Origin of the sequence: Natrinema saccharevitans (assembly GCF_001953745.1) — an archaeon.
GTDB lineage: Archaea > Halobacteriota > Halobacteria > Halobacteriales > Natrialbaceae > Natrinema > Natrinema saccharevitans.
Genome location: NZ_LWLN01000001.1, coordinates 1476268 through 1491041, shown reverse-complemented (window position 1 = coordinate 1491041; position 14774 = coordinate 1476268). Strand labels below are relative to the sequence as shown.

At 65.2% G+C, this 14774-nt stretch carries 18 protein-coding genes and 2 tRNA genes; 16 read left to right on the top strand and 4 right to left on the bottom strand.

Annotation, left to right across the window (positions count from 1 at the left end):
• Nucleotides 1-45: 45 nt before the first annotated feature.
• The 3 genes from A6E15_RS07565 to A6E15_RS07555 form a co-directional block, all read right to left on the bottom strand.
• Nucleotides 46-1065, bottom strand: coding sequence for a DNA replication complex subunit Gins51 (locus A6E15_RS07565; RefSeq protein WP_076145173.1), 1020 nt, complete (start codon nt 1063-1065; stop codon nt 46-48).
• Nucleotides 1062-2237 (bottom strand): DNA primase small subunit PriS, encoded by a 1176-nt coding sequence (gene priS / locus A6E15_RS07560; RefSeq protein WP_076145171.1) that lies wholly within the window; start codon nt 2235-2237, stop codon nt 1062-1064. Before priS ends, A6E15_RS07565 begins: the two co-directional genes overlap by 4 nt.
• Nucleotides 2238-2440: 203 nt before the next feature.
• Nucleotides 2441-2917, bottom strand: a complete 477-nt coding sequence (locus A6E15_RS07555) for a GNAT family N-acetyltransferase (protein WP_066295983.1) — start codon at nt 2915-2917, stop codon at nt 2441-2443.
• A gap of 159 nt (nt 2918-3076) precedes the next feature.
• Between A6E15_RS07555 and A6E15_RS07550 the strand changes: the two genes are divergently transcribed.
• Both A6E15_RS07550 and A6E15_RS07545 read left to right on the top strand, forming a co-directional pair.
• Nucleotides 3077-3520, top strand: coding sequence for an archease (locus A6E15_RS07550; protein WP_076148246.1), 444 nt, complete (start codon nt 3077-3079; stop codon nt 3518-3520).
• Between the two features lie 109 nt (nt 3521-3629).
• Nucleotides 3630-6527, top strand: a complete 2898-nt coding sequence (locus A6E15_RS07545) for an RtcB family protein (protein ID WP_139326572.1) — start codon at nt 3630-3632, stop codon at nt 6525-6527.
• A 75-nt stretch (nt 6528-6602) separates the two neighbouring features.
• Here A6E15_RS07545 and A6E15_RS07540 read toward each other — a convergent pair whose 3' ends face one another.
• Complete coding sequence (locus A6E15_RS07540) at nt 6603-6818, bottom strand: hypothetical protein (RefSeq protein WP_076145170.1); 216 nt, start codon at nt 6816-6818, stop codon at nt 6603-6605.
• A 151-nt stretch (nt 6819-6969) separates the two neighbouring features.
• On the opposite strand from A6E15_RS07540, the gene moaA reads away from it, so the two are divergent.
• From moaA to rpsB, 14 genes are all read left to right on the top strand, one after another.
• Nucleotides 6970-7986 (top strand): GTP 3',8-cyclase MoaA, encoded by a 1017-nt coding sequence (gene moaA, locus A6E15_RS07535; protein WP_076145168.1) that lies wholly within the window; start codon nt 6970-6972, stop codon nt 7984-7986.
• A gap of 427 nt (nt 7987-8413) precedes the next feature.
• Nucleotides 8414-8496 (top strand) — tRNA-Ser (locus A6E15_RS07530).
• 72 nt (nt 8497-8568) lie between these two features.
• A complete protein-coding gene (locus tag A6E15_RS07525) occupies nt 8569-9093 on the top strand; it encodes a 30S ribosomal protein S13 (protein WP_076145166.1) in 525 nt (174 codons plus the stop codon).
• Nucleotides 9093-9617, top strand: a complete 525-nt coding sequence (locus A6E15_RS07520; protein WP_076145164.1) for a 30S ribosomal protein S4 — start codon at nt 9093-9095, stop codon at nt 9615-9617. Before A6E15_RS07525 ends, A6E15_RS07520 begins: the two co-directional genes overlap by 1 nt.
• The gene (locus A6E15_RS07515) at nt 9614-10003 is read left to right on the top strand and encodes a 30S ribosomal protein S11 (protein ID WP_066295959.1); all 390 of its coding nucleotides are present in this window, start codon (nt 9614-9616) and stop codon (nt 10001-10003) included. The genes A6E15_RS07520 and A6E15_RS07515 overlap by 4 nt, the downstream gene beginning before the upstream one ends.
• 3 nt (nt 10004-10006) lie before the next feature.
• Complete coding sequence (locus tag A6E15_RS07510) at nt 10007-10756, top strand: DNA-directed RNA polymerase subunit D (protein ID WP_076145163.1); 750 nt, start codon at nt 10007-10009, stop codon at nt 10754-10756.
• 129 nt (nt 10757-10885) lie between these two features.
• Nucleotides 10886-10970: transfer RNA gene (locus tag A6E15_RS07505), tRNA-Leu, on the top strand.
• A gap of 128 nt (nt 10971-11098) precedes the next feature.
• Nucleotides 11099-11452, top strand: coding sequence for a 50S ribosomal protein L18e (locus tag A6E15_RS07500; RefSeq protein WP_006182147.1), 354 nt, complete (start codon nt 11099-11101; stop codon nt 11450-11452).
• Nucleotides 11449-11898 carry a 50S ribosomal protein L13 gene (locus A6E15_RS07495; RefSeq protein ID WP_076145161.1) on the top strand — a complete coding sequence of 150 codons (450 nt, stop codon included), beginning with the start codon at nt 11449-11451 and terminating at the stop codon, nt 11896-11898. Before A6E15_RS07500 ends, A6E15_RS07495 begins: the two co-directional genes overlap by 4 nt.
• A complete protein-coding gene (locus A6E15_RS07490) occupies nt 11892-12290 on the top strand; it encodes a 30S ribosomal protein S9 (protein ID WP_076145159.1) in 399 nt (132 codons plus the stop codon). The genes A6E15_RS07495 and A6E15_RS07490 overlap by 7 nt, the downstream gene beginning before the upstream one ends.
• Nucleotides 12291-12302: 12 nt before the next feature.
• The gene (locus A6E15_RS07485) at nt 12303-12497 is read left to right on the top strand and encodes a DNA-directed RNA polymerase subunit N (RefSeq protein ID WP_006182150.1); all 195 of its coding nucleotides are present in this window, start codon (nt 12303-12305) and stop codon (nt 12495-12497) included.
• Nucleotides 12498-12500: 3 nt separating this feature from the next.
• Nucleotides 12501-12683 (top strand): DNA-directed RNA polymerase subunit K, encoded by a 183-nt coding sequence (locus A6E15_RS07480; protein WP_076145157.1) that lies wholly within the window; start codon nt 12501-12503, stop codon nt 12681-12683.
• The gene (gene eno / locus A6E15_RS07475; protein ID WP_076145155.1) at nt 12680-13885 is read left to right on the top strand and encodes a phosphopyruvate hydratase; all 1206 of its coding nucleotides are present in this window, start codon (nt 12680-12682) and stop codon (nt 13883-13885) included. The genes A6E15_RS07480 and eno overlap by 4 nt, the downstream gene beginning before the upstream one ends.
• Nucleotides 13882-14688: a 30S ribosomal protein S2 gene (gene rpsB, locus A6E15_RS07470; protein WP_076145153.1), complete on the top strand. Its 807-nt coding sequence runs from the start codon at nt 13882-13884 to the stop codon at nt 14686-14688. The genes eno and rpsB overlap by 4 nt, the downstream gene beginning before the upstream one ends.
• Nucleotides 14689-14774 lie beyond the last annotated feature (86 nt).

Here is a 14774-nt window from a genome sequence, read left to right as displayed (position 1 = left end):
CGTCACGGACGGCCGGTAGGCGGGCGGAAAACGGGAGCAGGCTGGTTATTCGAGGCGTTCGGCTGCACCGCGCTCGACGAACGGGGCGGCGTTTTGCTCCGGGAGTTCGACGATATCGTCGCTGGTCAGGGTGTACTCGCGGTCGTCGACGCCGAGGATCGATCCGATGTCGTCGGTGATCCTGACGGTCGTTCGGGCCACGTCGTCGTTCGTCGCCGGTTCGTCGCCCCTCCCGGCGTCTGCGACCGCATCGACCGCGCTGTCGCTCGAGATCGAGAGGTCGTCGGTGCCGGCAGTGGACTCGCTCGCTGTTCCGTCCCGGTCGACTGCACCGTCGCGGTCGGTCGTCGGGCCGGACTCGGAAACGGGGTCCGAACCGGACTCGACGGACGACTCCGGGGGAGTGTTCGAGTCCGAAGAGCCACCCACGTCAGCGGGACCGTCGACCGCCGGTCCCTCGCCGCCCATGACGTCCGCGGGGGAGACACCGCTCGAGTCGCTGCCCTCCGGTGGGGCTGCCGGGCCGGCGGGCGGTTCCTCGGGCGGTGCCGGCGGGGCGTCGGGATCGGGAGCCGACTCGTTCGAGGGAGAACCGGGACGTCCCGCGTCGGCATCGCGGGGCTCCGGGGCGGGGGTGCCGTTCGACGGGGCGGCGTCGCCGCCACCGGTCGATTCCTCGACGCCCTCGAGGACGTCGAGGACACGGCTCTTGTTCGATCCGATGCGGTCGACGAGGTCGTCGAACAGGTCCGCCTCCTCGGCGGTCAGTCCCTCGTCGTCGGCGGGCATTCCGGCGGCGGCGAGGCTGGCCTGCTTGACGAGCTTCCCCATTCGGCGCTCGTAGATCGCTTCGACCACGTCTTTCGCAGTCTCGATCTCGTCGGTCAGTCGGCCGACCTCGGGCGAGGAGAAGGGGTCCTCGGACGCCTCGGCGACTCGGTCGCGCTCGGCCTCCAGGTCGGCGATGTACTCGCCGACCTCCTGATAGAACGAGGGGCGAAGGTTCTGGAGGCTGTCCTTCTGGCGCTCCTTGCTCTGGACCGACCGCAGTTCGTCTAGGTTCATTCTTTCTCCTTCTCGGCGCGGCCGCGTGTCATCAGGAACACGGCGACGTACTCGGGTAGTGACTGGTCACCCTCCGCGACCGTAAAGGTATCTCCTCCGAGTTCGACCTCGCCGCCGTCGGCGACGTCGACGGTGATCTCGTGGCTCTCGAAGGTCTCGGGAACGGCGTCGACGAGGGGATCGAAGTCGGCGATCTCGTCGCGCTCGAGGCGGACGGTTTTCAGGCCGCTGCCGCCGTGGAGGCTGCCCGGCAGGCGGATCAGCCGGTTCGTGTCCGTCGTCACGGGCTCGTCGATCGGCGCGTTGTCGCGCTCGACGGCCTCGCTCGCGAACCGCTCGGCCAACTGCGCGATGGCAGTGTGGACGGTCACGTTGCCCGCCTCGAGTCCCTCGCGGTTGTTGCGGGCGGCGTTCAGCGTCGCCTTCGCCTTCCCCTCGCCGATGCCGTCGAACGACTGTAACCGCTCCAGGGCCGCCTCCTCCTCGAGTTCGAGCAAGTCGTCGACGAAGGCCATGAAGTGGTCGTGGATCCGGGCCCCCCAGCCCCCCTCGGTCCGGAGGGTCCGACGCTCGGTCGGGGTCTTTCGCCCCAGTCCCGCCACGGTCTCGGTCTCGATCAGTTCGTCGAACTCCAGCCCGATCCCTCGGACGTAGTCGACGATCTCGCGGCGGTGTTCCCGCTCTAAGTGCAAGACGTTCTCGTCGCGGACGTGAACGTGATACCCCCGACCACCGGAGAAGACGATCTCGAGGTCCTCGAAGGCGAAGTCGGTCTCGAGGAAATCGAGCAGCCGAAGCAGGGCTGCCTTGCATTTGGCGAGCATCTCGGCGTAGCTGTCCTCGCCAAGCGTCACGTTCGGCAGGTGGTCGGCGTCGAGGTCGAAGACGAGATCGGCCGACTGCCAGTCTTTCTCGTGCATCGAACTCGCGCCGGGATCGCGAAAGCGCCCCGCCGAGAAGTAGACGTGGCGCGGGCGCTTCCGGACCAGAAACTCGGAGAGATCCCCCAGTTCGAGCAGCGAACGGTGGCGGACCATCGTCGTGTCGGGGCCCTCCGTCCACGGGATGTAGCCCCACTCGCGTTCGTTGGCCGCGGGCGGCGGCGTGATCTCCGTCCGTCGGTAGTGATCCCGGAATCGCCCGCGGAGGTAGGCCCTCGTTCGCTCTTCCATACGATTGGCCTACTCGGGGTGGGGCCGGTATAATTGTATTGGACTGGCCGCGCGACGCGTCGGGACGGGGCGGCTCGAGCGGCAGTCGGCCGTCCGCGGTCGCAGGCCCCAAGCGCCGCTCGGTCGTCGGGTCGGGTTGCGGGGCCGTCGAGAACGGACCGTCGGCTGAGGGATCGGTCGTTGACGAGCCGCAGAACCGATCGTTACCGCCGAATCAGATCCGAGATCTTGTCCGTGATCCCGACGTCAGACCCCAGCTTCAGGTAGTAGGCGTCGCCGCCGTCCTCGTAGTAGTCGTCGATCCGGCGCTTGATCTCGAAGCCCAGGTGTTCGTAGAACTGGAGCGCGTTCTCGTTACTCGTCCGGGCGTGACACGTGATGGTCTCGTGGTCGTCGGCCACGCGGGCGACGAGTCGTTTCCCGATCCCCTCGCTGCGATAGCGGGGCGCCACCGCGAGAAAGAGAATGTAGCCGTCACGTCGCACGGCCGCGAACCCGATCAACTCGCCGTCTCGAACGTAGCAGTGGACCTTCGACCGTCGGTACGCGTCGGTAAAGAAGTCGTAGCGCTGTTTGAGTACGCCCTCCTCGCGACGGATCTCCTCTTTGAGTTCCCAGGCGTCGTCGACGAAGTCGTCGCTCCCCGGCGCGACGACGCGACTATCGATATTGACGCTCACTATCACAGTCTACCAGCCTGTTCACTATAATTCCACCGGCAGTTCGTTCTCGGGAAGGTCTGACAACGGGGTATGTCGCCCCGTCGACACGCCGTCGGTGGGGTCGCCCTCGTCGCCGAACCGACGGTCATACCACACTCGCCCGCGAAGGACGGCCACATGGGGTTCGAACTGCGCGATCACACGGCCGACGTCGCGGTCGCTGCGACCGGCGACTCCCTCGAGGCGGTGTTCGAAGCGACGGCCGACGGCCTCACAGCCGCGTCCTGCGACGAAATCCCGCCGGAGTCCGGCGAGCGGTTCTCCCTGACCGTGGCCGCCGAGCGACGCGAGGCGCTGTTGTTCGACTACCTCGGCGAACTGATCTACTTGCGGGACGTCCGCGCCGAGTTACCCGTCGACAACCGGGTCGAAAGAATCGATGCGCCTGCGGACGGGAGCGATGCCGACGTCGAAGCGACTGCGTGGTCCCTCGAGGCCAGCGCCCGTGGCGTCCCGCTGGCCGCGGTCGACGCCCGCGAGGTGAAGGCCGTGACCTACTCGGAGATGCGCCTCGAGTCGGTCGCGGACGGCTGGGAGACCTACGTCGTCTTCGACGTCTAATCCGTCGTTCCGATTCCGTCCGCGAACCGCCGCGATCGGACAGTGAGACGGACTCTCGAGGTCGCTGGCAAGACGAACATCTTTCATCGCCGGGGTCGGATGCTCGGGTATGACTACGTACGACGCCGACGGCATCACGTTGGAGCGGGTGCGCGAGTACGTCTGGGAGATCCCACAGGAGGGGGATATGCGCGTCCCCACGCGAGTGCTCGCCAGCGAGGCCCTGCTCGAGCAGATCGAGGACGACAAGACCTTAGAGCAGATCAAAAACACGACTCACCTGCCGGGGATCACCGACCACGCGATCTGCATGCCCGACGGCCATCAGGGCTACGGCTTCCCCGTCGGTGGGGTGGGTGCCCTCGATGCCGAAAACGGCTGTATTTCGCCGGGAGCGGTCGGCTACGACATCAACTGCCTCACAGGAAATTCGGAAGTCCTCCTCGAACACGGCCGTCGAACCCCGATCGAAACCCTCGAGGACCGCTTCGAAGCGGAGAACGCGGTGGTCGCCGATGATGACCTCACCCCGTCACCGATTCGGCTGTTCACCGAACGCGAGAACGCGACCGTGTACGAAGTAGAGACCGAGACCGGCGACCGTATTACTGCGACTGCGGACCACCCGTTCCGGACGCCCGACGGGATGCAGTCACTCGAGGAGCTCTCCGAAGGCGACGAGGTCCATCTCCAACCGTTCCGCGGCGTTCCCGACGAGAAACCCGAGGATTTCACCGTCCTCAGCGAGGACGATTTCGCCGACGAGAACCCGCAACTCGTCCGCGCGCTCGAGGAGCGTGACCTCCTCCCATTGAAATCGACCGACGACGCGTTCAATCGGTTTCTCAAACTCGTCGGGTTCCATACCGGCGACGGTGCGATCGGAAGCGGCGGACAGACGTGGTTCTACGGGGAACGCGTGGATCTCGAATCCATTCAAAACGATATCGAAGCGATCGGGTTCACGCCCTCGAAAATCTACGAGCGAGACCGATCGCACCAGATCGACGGGAAAACGTTCGAGACGACGGAGTTCAGCGTCCGATCGACCTCGAAGGCCTTCCAGCGCGTACTCCTCGCGCTGGGGGCACCCGACGGACGGAAGATCGAATCCGACTTCACGACGCCGTGGTACTTCGATCGACTGACGAACTGGCAGAAAGCACTGTACGTCTCGGCGTATTTCGGCGCCGAGATGAACGCCCCTGCGGCCCAGCACGACAAGAACCTGTACTGTCCGAAGGTGTCACAGACGCGCGTCGCTGACGTCGCCGACGCCGGTGAGGAATTCATGGTAGAACTGGCTTCCTTCCTCGACGATCTCGGTATCGAGACGGACGAGATCGAACGGTTCGAGACGGACTCGAGTTCGGATCGAGAGACGATCAGACTTCGACTCGGAATCAAAAACGACTCCGAGAACCTGATCGAGTTCTTCTCGACCGTCGGCTACCGCTATAACCACGAAAAGAGGAAAAAGGCAGCCAAAACAATACAGTATCTCAAGACGAAAGAGGCGGTGATCGATCGTCGAGTGACGATCGCTCGCGAAGCGAAAGCGATGGCCGATGGAGGAACGCCAGCGAACGACATCAAATCGCAATTCGATATCAACGAGCGGTTCATCGAGCGGAGCATCTGGGGTGGACGAAGCGGACGACCGCGACCGCCGGCGGAGTTTCCCGGATTCGAGGACTACTGTGAAACGACGGAAGTCGGTGAGGATTACGCTGTTTCCACCCGGATCAGATCCATCGAGACGGTTGACGAAGCGCAAACGGTGTACGATATCGGCGTCGCTCACGATGCGCACAATTTCGTCGCTAACGGGTTCGTCGTCTCCAACTGCGGCGTCCGGATGATGCGGACGAACCTGACCTACGACGAGGTGCAGGGCCACGAGAAAGAACTCGTCGACTCGCTCTTCGCGAACGTCCCGTCGGGACTCGGCGGCGGCGGCATCGTCGAAGCCGGCGTCGACACCGTCGACGAAATCCTGGCCCGCGGCGTCGACTGGGCGCTCGAGAACGGCCACGCCGTCGAGGACGATTTGCTGCACTGCGAGGACGAAGGCATGCGCGAGGGCGCGGACCCCGACAAGGTGAGCCAGAAGGCCAAGGACCGCGGGAAGAACCAGATCGGCTCGCTGGGCTCGGGCAACCACTTCCTCGAGGTCCAGCGCGTGACCGACGTCTTCGACGGCGAGGTGGGCGAGGCCTACGGCCTCTCCGAGGACCAGATCGTCGTTCTCATCCACTGCGGGTCGCGCGGGCTGGGACACCAGACCTGTAACGACTACCTGCGGAAGATCGAGCGGCAACACGAGGGACTGCTGAACCAGTTGCCGGACACGGAACTGGCGGCCGCACCCGCCGGCTCACAGCTGGCCGAGGACTACTACGCCGCGATGAACGCCGCGATCAACTTCGCGTGGGTCAACCGCCAGCTGATCATGCACCGCACGCGGCAGGTCTTCGAGCGCGTGTTCGATCGCTCCTGGGAGGAGATGGACATGCACCTGCTGTACGACGTGGCCCACAACATCGCGAAGAAAGAGACCCACACGGTCGGGGCGGACGGCGAGGAACGGGAACTCTACGTCCACCGCAAGGGTGCGACGCGGGCGTTCCCCGCGGGCCACCCCGAGGTGCCGTCGGCCTACCGCGACGTCGGCCAGCCGGTGATCATCCCCGGCAGCATGGGCGCGGGCAGCTACGTCCTCCGCGGGGGCGAGCACTCGATGGACCTGACCTTCGGCTCGACCGCTCACGGCGCGGGTCGGCTGATGAGCCGTACCCAGGCCAAAAACGAGTTCTGGGGCGGCGACGTCCAGCAGGACCTCGAGGAGCAGAACCAGATCTACGTCAAGGCCCAGTCTGGCGCGACCGTCGCGGAGGAGGCCCCGGGCGTCTACAAGGACGTCGACGAGGTCGTCCGCGTCTCGGACGCGCTCGGGATCGGCGACAAGGTCGCGCGGACGTTCCCCGTCTGTAACATCAAGGGGTAATCGGGGCTCGGGCGTCGCGAATCTCGACGAGCGCCCTCGACGAAGCCGGTCGGGAACTGCATATTGCGGCCGCGCTCACTTCACTCGGAACGGACTGTCGTCCTCCTCGTCCCCGTCGTCGCCCGCAGTCTCGTACGGCTTCCGCGCGGTGATCGTCACCGTCGCCTCGGGGTCGTCCTCGTCGGCCCACGGGCTGTCGTAGGCGGAGATTTCGAGATCGGTCACGTCCCAGCCCTCCTCCTCGACGAGTTCGACCAGCCGCCGCTGGTCCGCGAGCATGTCCTCGTCCATGGGTCGCCGTTCGAGCGCGAGCAGGGTAGACCTTCCGCCGGTCGATGTCGCCGATCCTCGTAGTGGGCTGACAGAGTTTGCGAACCGAAATCGGTTACGTCGGGTCGAAATTCCCGGCGCGTTTAAGCGGATCCGGCTGCAACTCGTTGGCATGCTCACCGACGAGTTCGGGCGGGAGGTAACCGGGGTACGCGTCTCCCTCACCGATCGGTGTAATTTCGACTGCGTCTACTGTCACAACGAAGGGCTGGGGGACACGCGGGGGCCGATGGACCCGCAAGACGACGAGATGTCGGCCGACGACGTCGTCCGCTTTCTCGAGGTCGCCGCCGAGTTCGACGTCGACGCGGTCAAGTTCACCGGCGGGGAACCGATGCTCCGACAGGATCTCGAGGAGATCATCGAGCGAACGCCGGATGGAATGGAGGTCTCGCTGACGACCAACGGCACCTTCTTGCCGGGCCGGGCCGAGGCCCTCGTCGACGCCGGGTTAGAGCGGGTCAACGTCTCGCAGGACGCCCTCGATCCCGAGGACTTCGCCGCGGTGACCAAAAGCGGCGCGTACGAGAAGGTTCTCGAGGGCGTCGAGGCCGCGCTCGAGGCGGGGCTGGACCCAGTCAAACTCAACATGGTCGTCTTCGAACACACCGCGGGTTACGTCCCGGAGATGGTCGACCACGTCGCGGCAAACGACGGCCTCCAGCTACAGTTGATCGAGTACATGCCGGAGTTGACGGGCAAGCCCGAGTGGAACGTCGACATCGAGCGGGTCCACGACTGGCTGGCCGAGCGGGCCGACGAGATCGAACATCGAGAGATGCACGACCGCAGGCGCTACTGGGTCAGCGACGGCTCGAGCGGCGCGGACGATGTCGGCTCGAACGCCGCGGGTCGGGGGATGGTCGAGATCGTCGACCCCGTCGAGAACCCCACCTTCTGTGCGAACTGCCACCGCGTTCGGGTGACCCACGAGGGCTACCTGAAGGGCTGTTTGAATCGCAACGACGACCTCAAGCCGATGGGCGAGATGACCAAACCCGAGATCCGGGACGCCTTCCGCGAGGTCGTCGCCGACCGGGTGCCCTACTACGGGGAGTACATGGTTCGAAACGACGACGGCGAGTGGGAGATCAACGAGAAGTACCTCGAGGAGTACGCCGGAGCCTGAATCCGATTTTATTTCTCACGTTCGAATTTCGAACGTCCTTACCGAGCCCCAGCGGTGAATCCACCCGAGACAAAACGGAACGTTTTGCTATCGTGGCAACAGGGAGTACCCACATCCTCCCCAGCCGATTCGCTCACGCCAAACGGCGTTCGCTCACCCCTCGCGCGGTATCGACGGTCGCCCTCGCTCGGGTCACGGTTCCCTTCGGTCACCGCTCGCTTTTCGAGACCTCACTGCGTTCGGCCTCGCAACGCTCGGTCGACCGCCAGCGCGCGCCACACATAGCAGGCAAAATAGTTGTGCGAGCGACCCACATCCGAACTGGCTGTCTTTCGTTGCCCTTAAGTAGCAGACAGGGGTAGGTCCGAGTGCGATACGTGTAGGGGAGCGATCCCCGAGTCCGAGAGGGCGACGATAGACCGACGGTGTTGTGGTAGCCAAGCGGCCCAAGGCGCATGGTTGCTAACCATGTGGCGTCAAGCCTCCGGGGTTCGAATCCCCGCCACAACGTCGGAACTCAGCTGGCGTTTTCCCGCCAGTCGATTTGCAACGCACGCAGACTAGACACACATACACGACAACATGAGCGCGGAAGAACCTCAAGAGCAAGAAGACGACGAAGATCTCCGCTACTTCGTCCGCATCGGGCAAACGGACCTCGATGGGACGAAGTCCGTCGAGCGCTCGCTCACGGAGATGAACGGGATCGGTCACCGGACCGCCCGACTCATCGCCGAGGAAGCGGGCGTCGACCGGACGGACACGTTCGGTCGACTCGACGAAGACGTGATCGACGAGGTCGTCGAACTCGTAGAGAACTACGCCGAGGTAGTCCCCGACTGGCTCAACAACCGTCAGGACGACTTCTACTCCGGCGAGACGACCCACGAGATCGGCAACGACCTCCAGCTAACCCGTCAGCACGACATCAACCGGATGAAGATGATCGACTCCTACAAGGGCACGCGCCACAAGCGCGGCCAGAAGGTCCGCGGTCAGCGGACCAAGTCCACCGGCCGAACGGAGGGCACCATCGGGGTCAACGTCGAGGAGATCCGCGAGGAACAGGCCGAAGAGGCCGCCGAAGAAGAGGATGAGGGCGAATAATGCCACTCGGCACTGACACCAAGCAATACGAGACGCCGAATCACCCCTACCAGGGTGAACGCATCGCCAGCGAACACTCGCTGATCGACCGCTACGGCCTCAAGAACAAGGAAGAACTCTGGCGTGCCCAGTCCGAGCTTCGCTCCTACCGGCGCGAGGCCCGGGAACTGCTCGGCCAGGCCCAGGGCGACGAGGTCGTCCAACGGCGCTCCGAGGAGTTCCTCGGTCGGCTCAAACGCGTCGGCATCTTGGACGAGGCCGACGAACTCGGCGACATCCTGTCGCTCGAGATCGAGGACATCCTCGAGCGCCGTCTCCAGACGGTCGTCTACCGCAAGGGGCTGGCGAACACGACCCAGCAGGCCCGCCAGTACATCACCCACGGCCACATCGTGGTCGACGGACAGCGTCACCGCGTCCCCTCCTACGTCGTCGACGTCGACGAGGAGGAACTGGTGGACTTCGAGGAGAACAGCCCGCTCGCGGACGAACTCCACCCCGAACGCGCGGAGGGTAATCAATGAGCCAGGACGACGACAAATGGGGAATCGCCCACGTACACGCATCGTTCAACAACACCGTCATGACCGTGACCGACCTCACGGGCGCGGAGACGATCGCCAAGTCCTCCGGCGGGACGGCAGTCAAGCAGAACCGCGACGAGGCGTCGCCGTACGCGGCCATGCAGATGGCCGAGTCCGTCGCCGAGGAAGTCAAGGCCGCGGGTATCACGGGCCTGCACGTGCGGGTTCGTGGCCCCGGTGGCAACCTCCAGAAATCCCCCGGTCCCGGCGCGCAGGCGACGATCCGCGCGCTGGCCCGCTCGGGCATCGAGATCGGGCGAATCGAGGACGTCACGCCGATCCCGCACGACGGATCGCGCGCTCCGAAAGGCAAGGGCGGCTACTAGATCATGACTGCTGAGTACGACGTCGAGTTCGTCGAACGCGAGGACCGCGAAGCGCGATTCCTCGTTCGCGGCGTGACGCCCGGGTTCGCAAACGGCATCCGCCGAGCGATGATCGCCGACGTGCCGACGATGGCGATCGATACCGTCCGGTTCGTCGAGAACTCGTCGGTTATGTTCGACGAGCAACTCGCCCTGCGGATGGGGCTCGTCCCGCTGACGACGCCGCCGGTCGGCGAGTTCGCCGAGGACGACACCGTCACGCTCTCGATCGACGTCGAAGGGCCGGCAACCGCCTATTCCGGCGACCTCGTCTCCGAGGACGACCTCGTCCAACCCGCCGACGAGAACGTCCCGATCATCGAGCTCAAGGACGGGCAGCGCCTCGAGGCCGAGGCCGACGCCGTCATCGACCGCGGGAAAGACCACGCCAAACACCAGGGCGGGGTCGCGGTCGGCTACCGACACCTCCAGCGCGTGGAGGTCGAGGGCGACCTGCCGGAGTTCGAGGACGAAGAGCGCCGGATCATTCGCGGCGTCATCGAAGACGACGGCGAACTCGTTCCCACGAGCGAGTTCGATCACGACCTCTCGAACCGGTATCCGGGCAAGGAGGTCCGCGTCGAGGACGTGCCCGAAGCGTTCGTCTTCCACGTGGAGACGGACGGCTCCTTCAGCATCGAAGAGCTCGTGACTCGAGCGGCGGATACGCTCGAGGCACGCGCGACCGAACTCGAAGACGCAGTACAGCTATAGATATGAACCGACGCCCCCGACCCGAACTGGTCGAGCCGCTCGCCGGTGCCGTCAGCCACGAGGCCGGCGATCGCTCGCCTACTGGAATCGAAAGGGGTTTGAAGGGGCGGCGGATACACGGAAGTGCGAGCAGGGATAGCCAAGTCAGGCCAACGGCGCAGCGTTCAGGGCGCTGTCTCGTAGGAGTCCGCAGGTTCAAATCCTGCTCCCTGCATCCACTTCTTCACCGCCGACCGACACCGATCAGCGGCGATCGGCGCGTCGTCGGCCGGCAGCGAACCGATTCCACCATCGGCGAGACGCTTCCTCGCCTCGCCGAGACGACCGCATTTGGAGGATACAATGAGTAGCAAAACCAATCCGAGGCTCAACGATCTCATCGCCGAGCTGAAGTCGACGTCCCGAGAGCGGGACGCCGACGTCTGGCGAGACGTCGCGGATCGACTCGAAAAGCCCCGGCGCACCCACGCTGAGGTGAACCTGGGCCGCATCGAGCGATACGCACGCGAAGAAGAGACAGTCGTCGTTCCCGGCAAAGTGCTGGGATCGGGCGCACTACAAAAGAACGTCACCGTCGCTGCAGTCGATTTCTCCTCGTCCGCCGAGACGAAGATCGACCAGGTCGGTGAATCCGTACCGCTCGAGCAAGCGCTCGAAGCAAACCCCGAAGGCTCCGACGTCCGGGTGATTCGATGAGTCTCGCAGAGTTCGACGCCGACACCGTCGTCGACGCCCGTGACTGCATCCTCGGTCGCGTCGCAAGCGAGGTCGCCCAGCGCGCGCTGGACGGCGAACGCGTCGCGATCGTCAACGCCGAGGACGCCGTCATCACCGGCGACAAGGAAGACATCTTCGAGACGTACCGCACGCGACTGCAGATGGGGTCGGACCGCGGACCGTACTATCCCAAGCGACCGGACACCATCTTCAAGCGCTCCGTTCGCGGGATGCTGCCGTACAAAAAGCCCCGCGGTCGCGAAGCACTCGACAGCGTCCGCGTCTACGTCGGCAACCCTTACGAGGGCGACGACGACCACGAGTCGACGGTTCTCGAGGGAACGTCGCTGGATCGACTGTCGAACATCCGCTTCGTCCACCTGCACGAAGTGTCCGAACAGTTAGGTGCTAACGTCACATGGTAACCAACACGAGTGGCAAGAAAAAGACGGCCGTCGCTCGCGCCACGGTGCGCGAAGGCGAGGGTCGCGTTCGAATCAATTCCCAGCCGGTCGAACTGGTCGAACCGGAGACGTCCCGGCTCAAGATGCTCGAGCCGTTCCGCATCGTCGGCGAGGACCTCCGCGGCGAGATGGACATCGACGTCCGCGTCGAAGGCGGTGGCATCAGCGGCCAGGCAGACGCCGTCCGCACCGCCATCGCACGCGGGATCGTCCAGCACACCAACGACGCCGAACTCCGCGACGCGTTCATGGAGTTCGATCGTTCGCTGCTGGTCAACGACGTTCGCCAGTCCGAACCGAAAAAGTGGGGCGGCCCGGGCGCTCGGGCGCGCTACCAGAAGTCCTACCGCTGAGGTGATCCAATCATGATGGTACCGGTCCGGTGTTTCACCTGTGGTAACGTCGTCGGCGAACACTGGGAGGAGTTCGACGAGCGGGCCAACGAGGGCGACGAGGACCCCGAAAAGGTCCTCGACGAACTCGGCGTCGACCGCTACTGCTGTCGGCGCATGCTCGTCAGTCACGAGGATCTCGTCGACGTCGTCTCCCCGTACCAGTAACCCATGCAACAACAACACAACCGCTACGAGAAGGCACGCATCCTCGGCGCGCGAGCGCTGCAGGTCTCCTACGGCGCGCCGGTGTTGATCGAGACGGACCAGACCCAGCCGATCCTCATCGCCGCCGAGGAGTACGACGCCGGCGTGTTGCCCTTTACCGTCAAGCGGGGGTACGACCGGAAATGACGCTGATCACCGACGTCCGGCTGCGTCGAGTTCTCGACTCGCGGGGGAACCCGACGGTCGAGGCCGACGTCCTGACCGAAAGCGGCGGCTTCGGCCGCGCCGCGGCACCCAGCGGTGCCAGTACCGGCGAGTACGAGGCCGTCGAACGGCCGGCCGGCGAAGCGATCGCCGCGGCGCGGGAACACGCCGTTCCCCGACTGGTCGGCGAGGTCTACGCGGGTAACCAACGCGACGTCGACGCCGCCTTGCGCGCCGCCGACGGGACCGACGACTTCTCCGAGATCGGTGCCAACAGCGCGGTCGCGATCTCGATGGCCGCCGCCAAGGCCGGTGCCGACGTTCTGGGTGCGCCGCTGTTCCAGCATCTGGGCGGGACGTTCCGCGGCGACAACTTCCCGATCCCGCTCGGGAACGTCGTCGGCGGCGGCGAACACGCCGCCGACGCGACCGACATTCAGGAGTTCCTCGCCGCGCCCGTCGGCGCGCCGAGCGTCGCCGACGCCGTCTTCGCCAACGCTGCCGTCCACGGAACCGTCGCCGACCTGCTCGAGGAACGCGACATCGCCTGCGGGAAAGGCGACGAGGGCGCGTGGGCTCCGTCGATCGACGACGGCGAGGCGTTCGAAATCGTCGCCGAGGCGGTCTCCCGAGTTCAAGACGAGGTTGGCTTCAACGTCGGCTTCGGGCTCGACGTCGCCGGCGCGGAGCTGTACGACGCCGATTCGGGTACCTACGAGTACAGCGACCGGAGCCGCGACACCGAGGAACAGATCGCCTACATCGCCGATCTGGTCGAGGAGTACGACCTCGTCTACGTCGAGGATCCGCTCGACGAGGACGACTACGACGCCTTCGCCGACCTCACCGACGAGGTCGGCGACCAGACGCTGATCTGTGGCGACGACCTGTTCGTCACCAACACCGATCGGCTCGTCGAGGGCATCGATCGCGGCGCGGCAAACAGCATTCTGATCAAGCCGAACCAGATCGGGACGCTGTCCGACGCCGTCGACGCGATCGAACTCGCGAGACGGAACGGCTACGACTCGGTCGTCTCCCACCGGTCGGGCGAGACCGAAGACGCGACGATCGCACACCTCGCCGTCGCGACCGACGCCCCCTACATCAAGACGGGCGCGGTCGGCGGCGAGCGAACCGCGAAGCTCAACGAGCTCATTCGAATCGCAGACGACGCGACATGACAGAAAACGACGCAACCCAAGAAGGGCTCGACGCCGCCGAGGAGGACATCGACGAGGAGCCAGCCGAAGGGGCTGGCCCCGCCGCCGAGGAGGACGTCGAGCCAGTAGACGAACAGCCCGCCGACGCCGAGGGAACGCCCGCGGCCGACGCCGACAAAGCCGACGACGACGCCGAGGAGGACGCCGGGCCGACCCTCGACGACGACGTCATGTCCGACGAGGAGGCGGACCTGCTGATCCCCGTCGAGGACTACCTCGGCGCGGGGGTCCACATCGGGACCCAGCAGAAGACCGAGGACATGGACCGGTTTATCCACCGCGTCCGAACCGACGGCCTCTACGTGCTGGACATCTCGAAGACCGACGGCCGCATCCGCACGGCCGCGGACTTCCTCGCGAACTACGACCCAGAACAGATTCTGGTCACCTCGAGCCGTCAGTACGGTCGCTTCCCGGCGGAGAAGTTCGCCGAGGCCGTGGGCGCACGCGCCCGCACCGGCCGCTTCATCCCGGGCACGCTGACCAACCCCAAGTACGACGGCTACATCGAGCCGGACGTGCTGGTCGTCACCGACCCGATCGGCGACGCCCAGGCCGTCAAGGAGGCCATCACGGTCGGCATCCCGGTCATCGCGATGTGTGACTCGAACAATCAGGTTAGTAACGTCGACCTGGTCGTCCCGACGAACAACAAGGGGCGCAAGGCCCTCTCGGTCGTCTACTGGCTGCTCGCCAACGAGGTGCTCGATCGACGCGGTGCCGAGCCGTCGTACTCGCTCGAGGACTTCGAAAGCGGCGTCTGATTCGGCGATTTCGACACTGTTCGTTTTCCGATCGCTCGCGTCGATCAGCGGCCGCACTGGGGCGGTCGGATCGCGTGTTGGCCGGC

Excerpts from the sequence above, each read along its gene's own strand:
- A6E15_RS07515 (WP_066295959.1), top strand. The coding sequence starts at position 9,614 with ATGAGCCAGGACGACGACAAATGGGGAATCGCCCACGTACACGCATCG.
- eno (WP_076145155.1), top strand. The coding sequence starts at position 12,680 with ATGACGCTGATCACCGACGTCCGGCTGCGTCGAGTTCTCGACTCGCGG.
- A6E15_RS07510 (WP_076145163.1), top strand. The coding sequence starts at position 10,007 with ATGACTGCTGAGTACGACGTCGAGTTCGTCGAACGCGAGGACCGCGAA.
- A6E15_RS07500 (WP_006182147.1), top strand. The coding sequence starts at position 11,099 with ATGAGTAGCAAAACCAATCCGAGGCTCAACGATCTCATCGCCGAGCTG.
- A6E15_RS07485 (WP_006182150.1), top strand. The coding sequence starts at position 12,303 with ATGATGGTACCGGTCCGGTGTTTCACCTGTGGTAACGTCGTCGGCGAA.
- A6E15_RS07495 (WP_076145161.1), top strand. The coding sequence starts at position 11,449 with ATGAGTCTCGCAGAGTTCGACGCCGACACCGTCGTCGACGCCCGTGAC.
- A6E15_RS07540 (WP_076145170.1), bottom strand. The coding sequence starts at position 6,818 with ATGGACGAGGACATGCTCGCGGACCAGCGGCGGCTGGTCGAACTCGTC.
- rpsB (WP_076145153.1), top strand. The coding sequence starts at position 13,882 with ATGACAGAAAACGACGCAACCCAAGAAGGGCTCGACGCCGCCGAGGAG.
- A6E15_RS07565 (WP_076145173.1), bottom strand. The coding sequence starts at position 1,065 with ATGAACCTAGACGAACTGCGGTCGGTCCAGAGCAAGGAGCGCCAGAAG.
- A6E15_RS07550 (WP_076148246.1), top strand. The coding sequence starts at position 3,077 with ATGGGGTTCGAACTGCGCGATCACACGGCCGACGTCGCGGTCGCTGCG.
- A6E15_RS07490 (WP_076145159.1), top strand. The coding sequence starts at position 11,892 with ATGGTAACCAACACGAGTGGCAAGAAAAAGACGGCCGTCGCTCGCGCC.
- A6E15_RS07480 (WP_076145157.1), top strand. The coding sequence starts at position 12,501 with ATGCAACAACAACACAACCGCTACGAGAAGGCACGCATCCTCGGCGCG.
- priS (WP_076145171.1), bottom strand. The coding sequence starts at position 2,237 with ATGGAAGAGCGAACGAGGGCCTACCTCCGCGGGCGATTCCGGGATCAC.
- A6E15_RS07525 (WP_076145166.1), top strand. The coding sequence starts at position 8,569 with ATGAGCGCGGAAGAACCTCAAGAGCAAGAAGACGACGAAGATCTCCGC.
- A6E15_RS07545 (WP_139326572.1), top strand. The coding sequence starts at position 3,630 with ATGACTACGTACGACGCCGACGGCATCACGTTGGAGCGGGTGCGCGAG.
- A6E15_RS07520 (WP_076145164.1), top strand. The coding sequence starts at position 9,093 with ATGCCACTCGGCACTGACACCAAGCAATACGAGACGCCGAATCACCCC.
- moaA (WP_076145168.1), top strand. The coding sequence starts at position 6,970 with ATGCTCACCGACGAGTTCGGGCGGGAGGTAACCGGGGTACGCGTCTCC.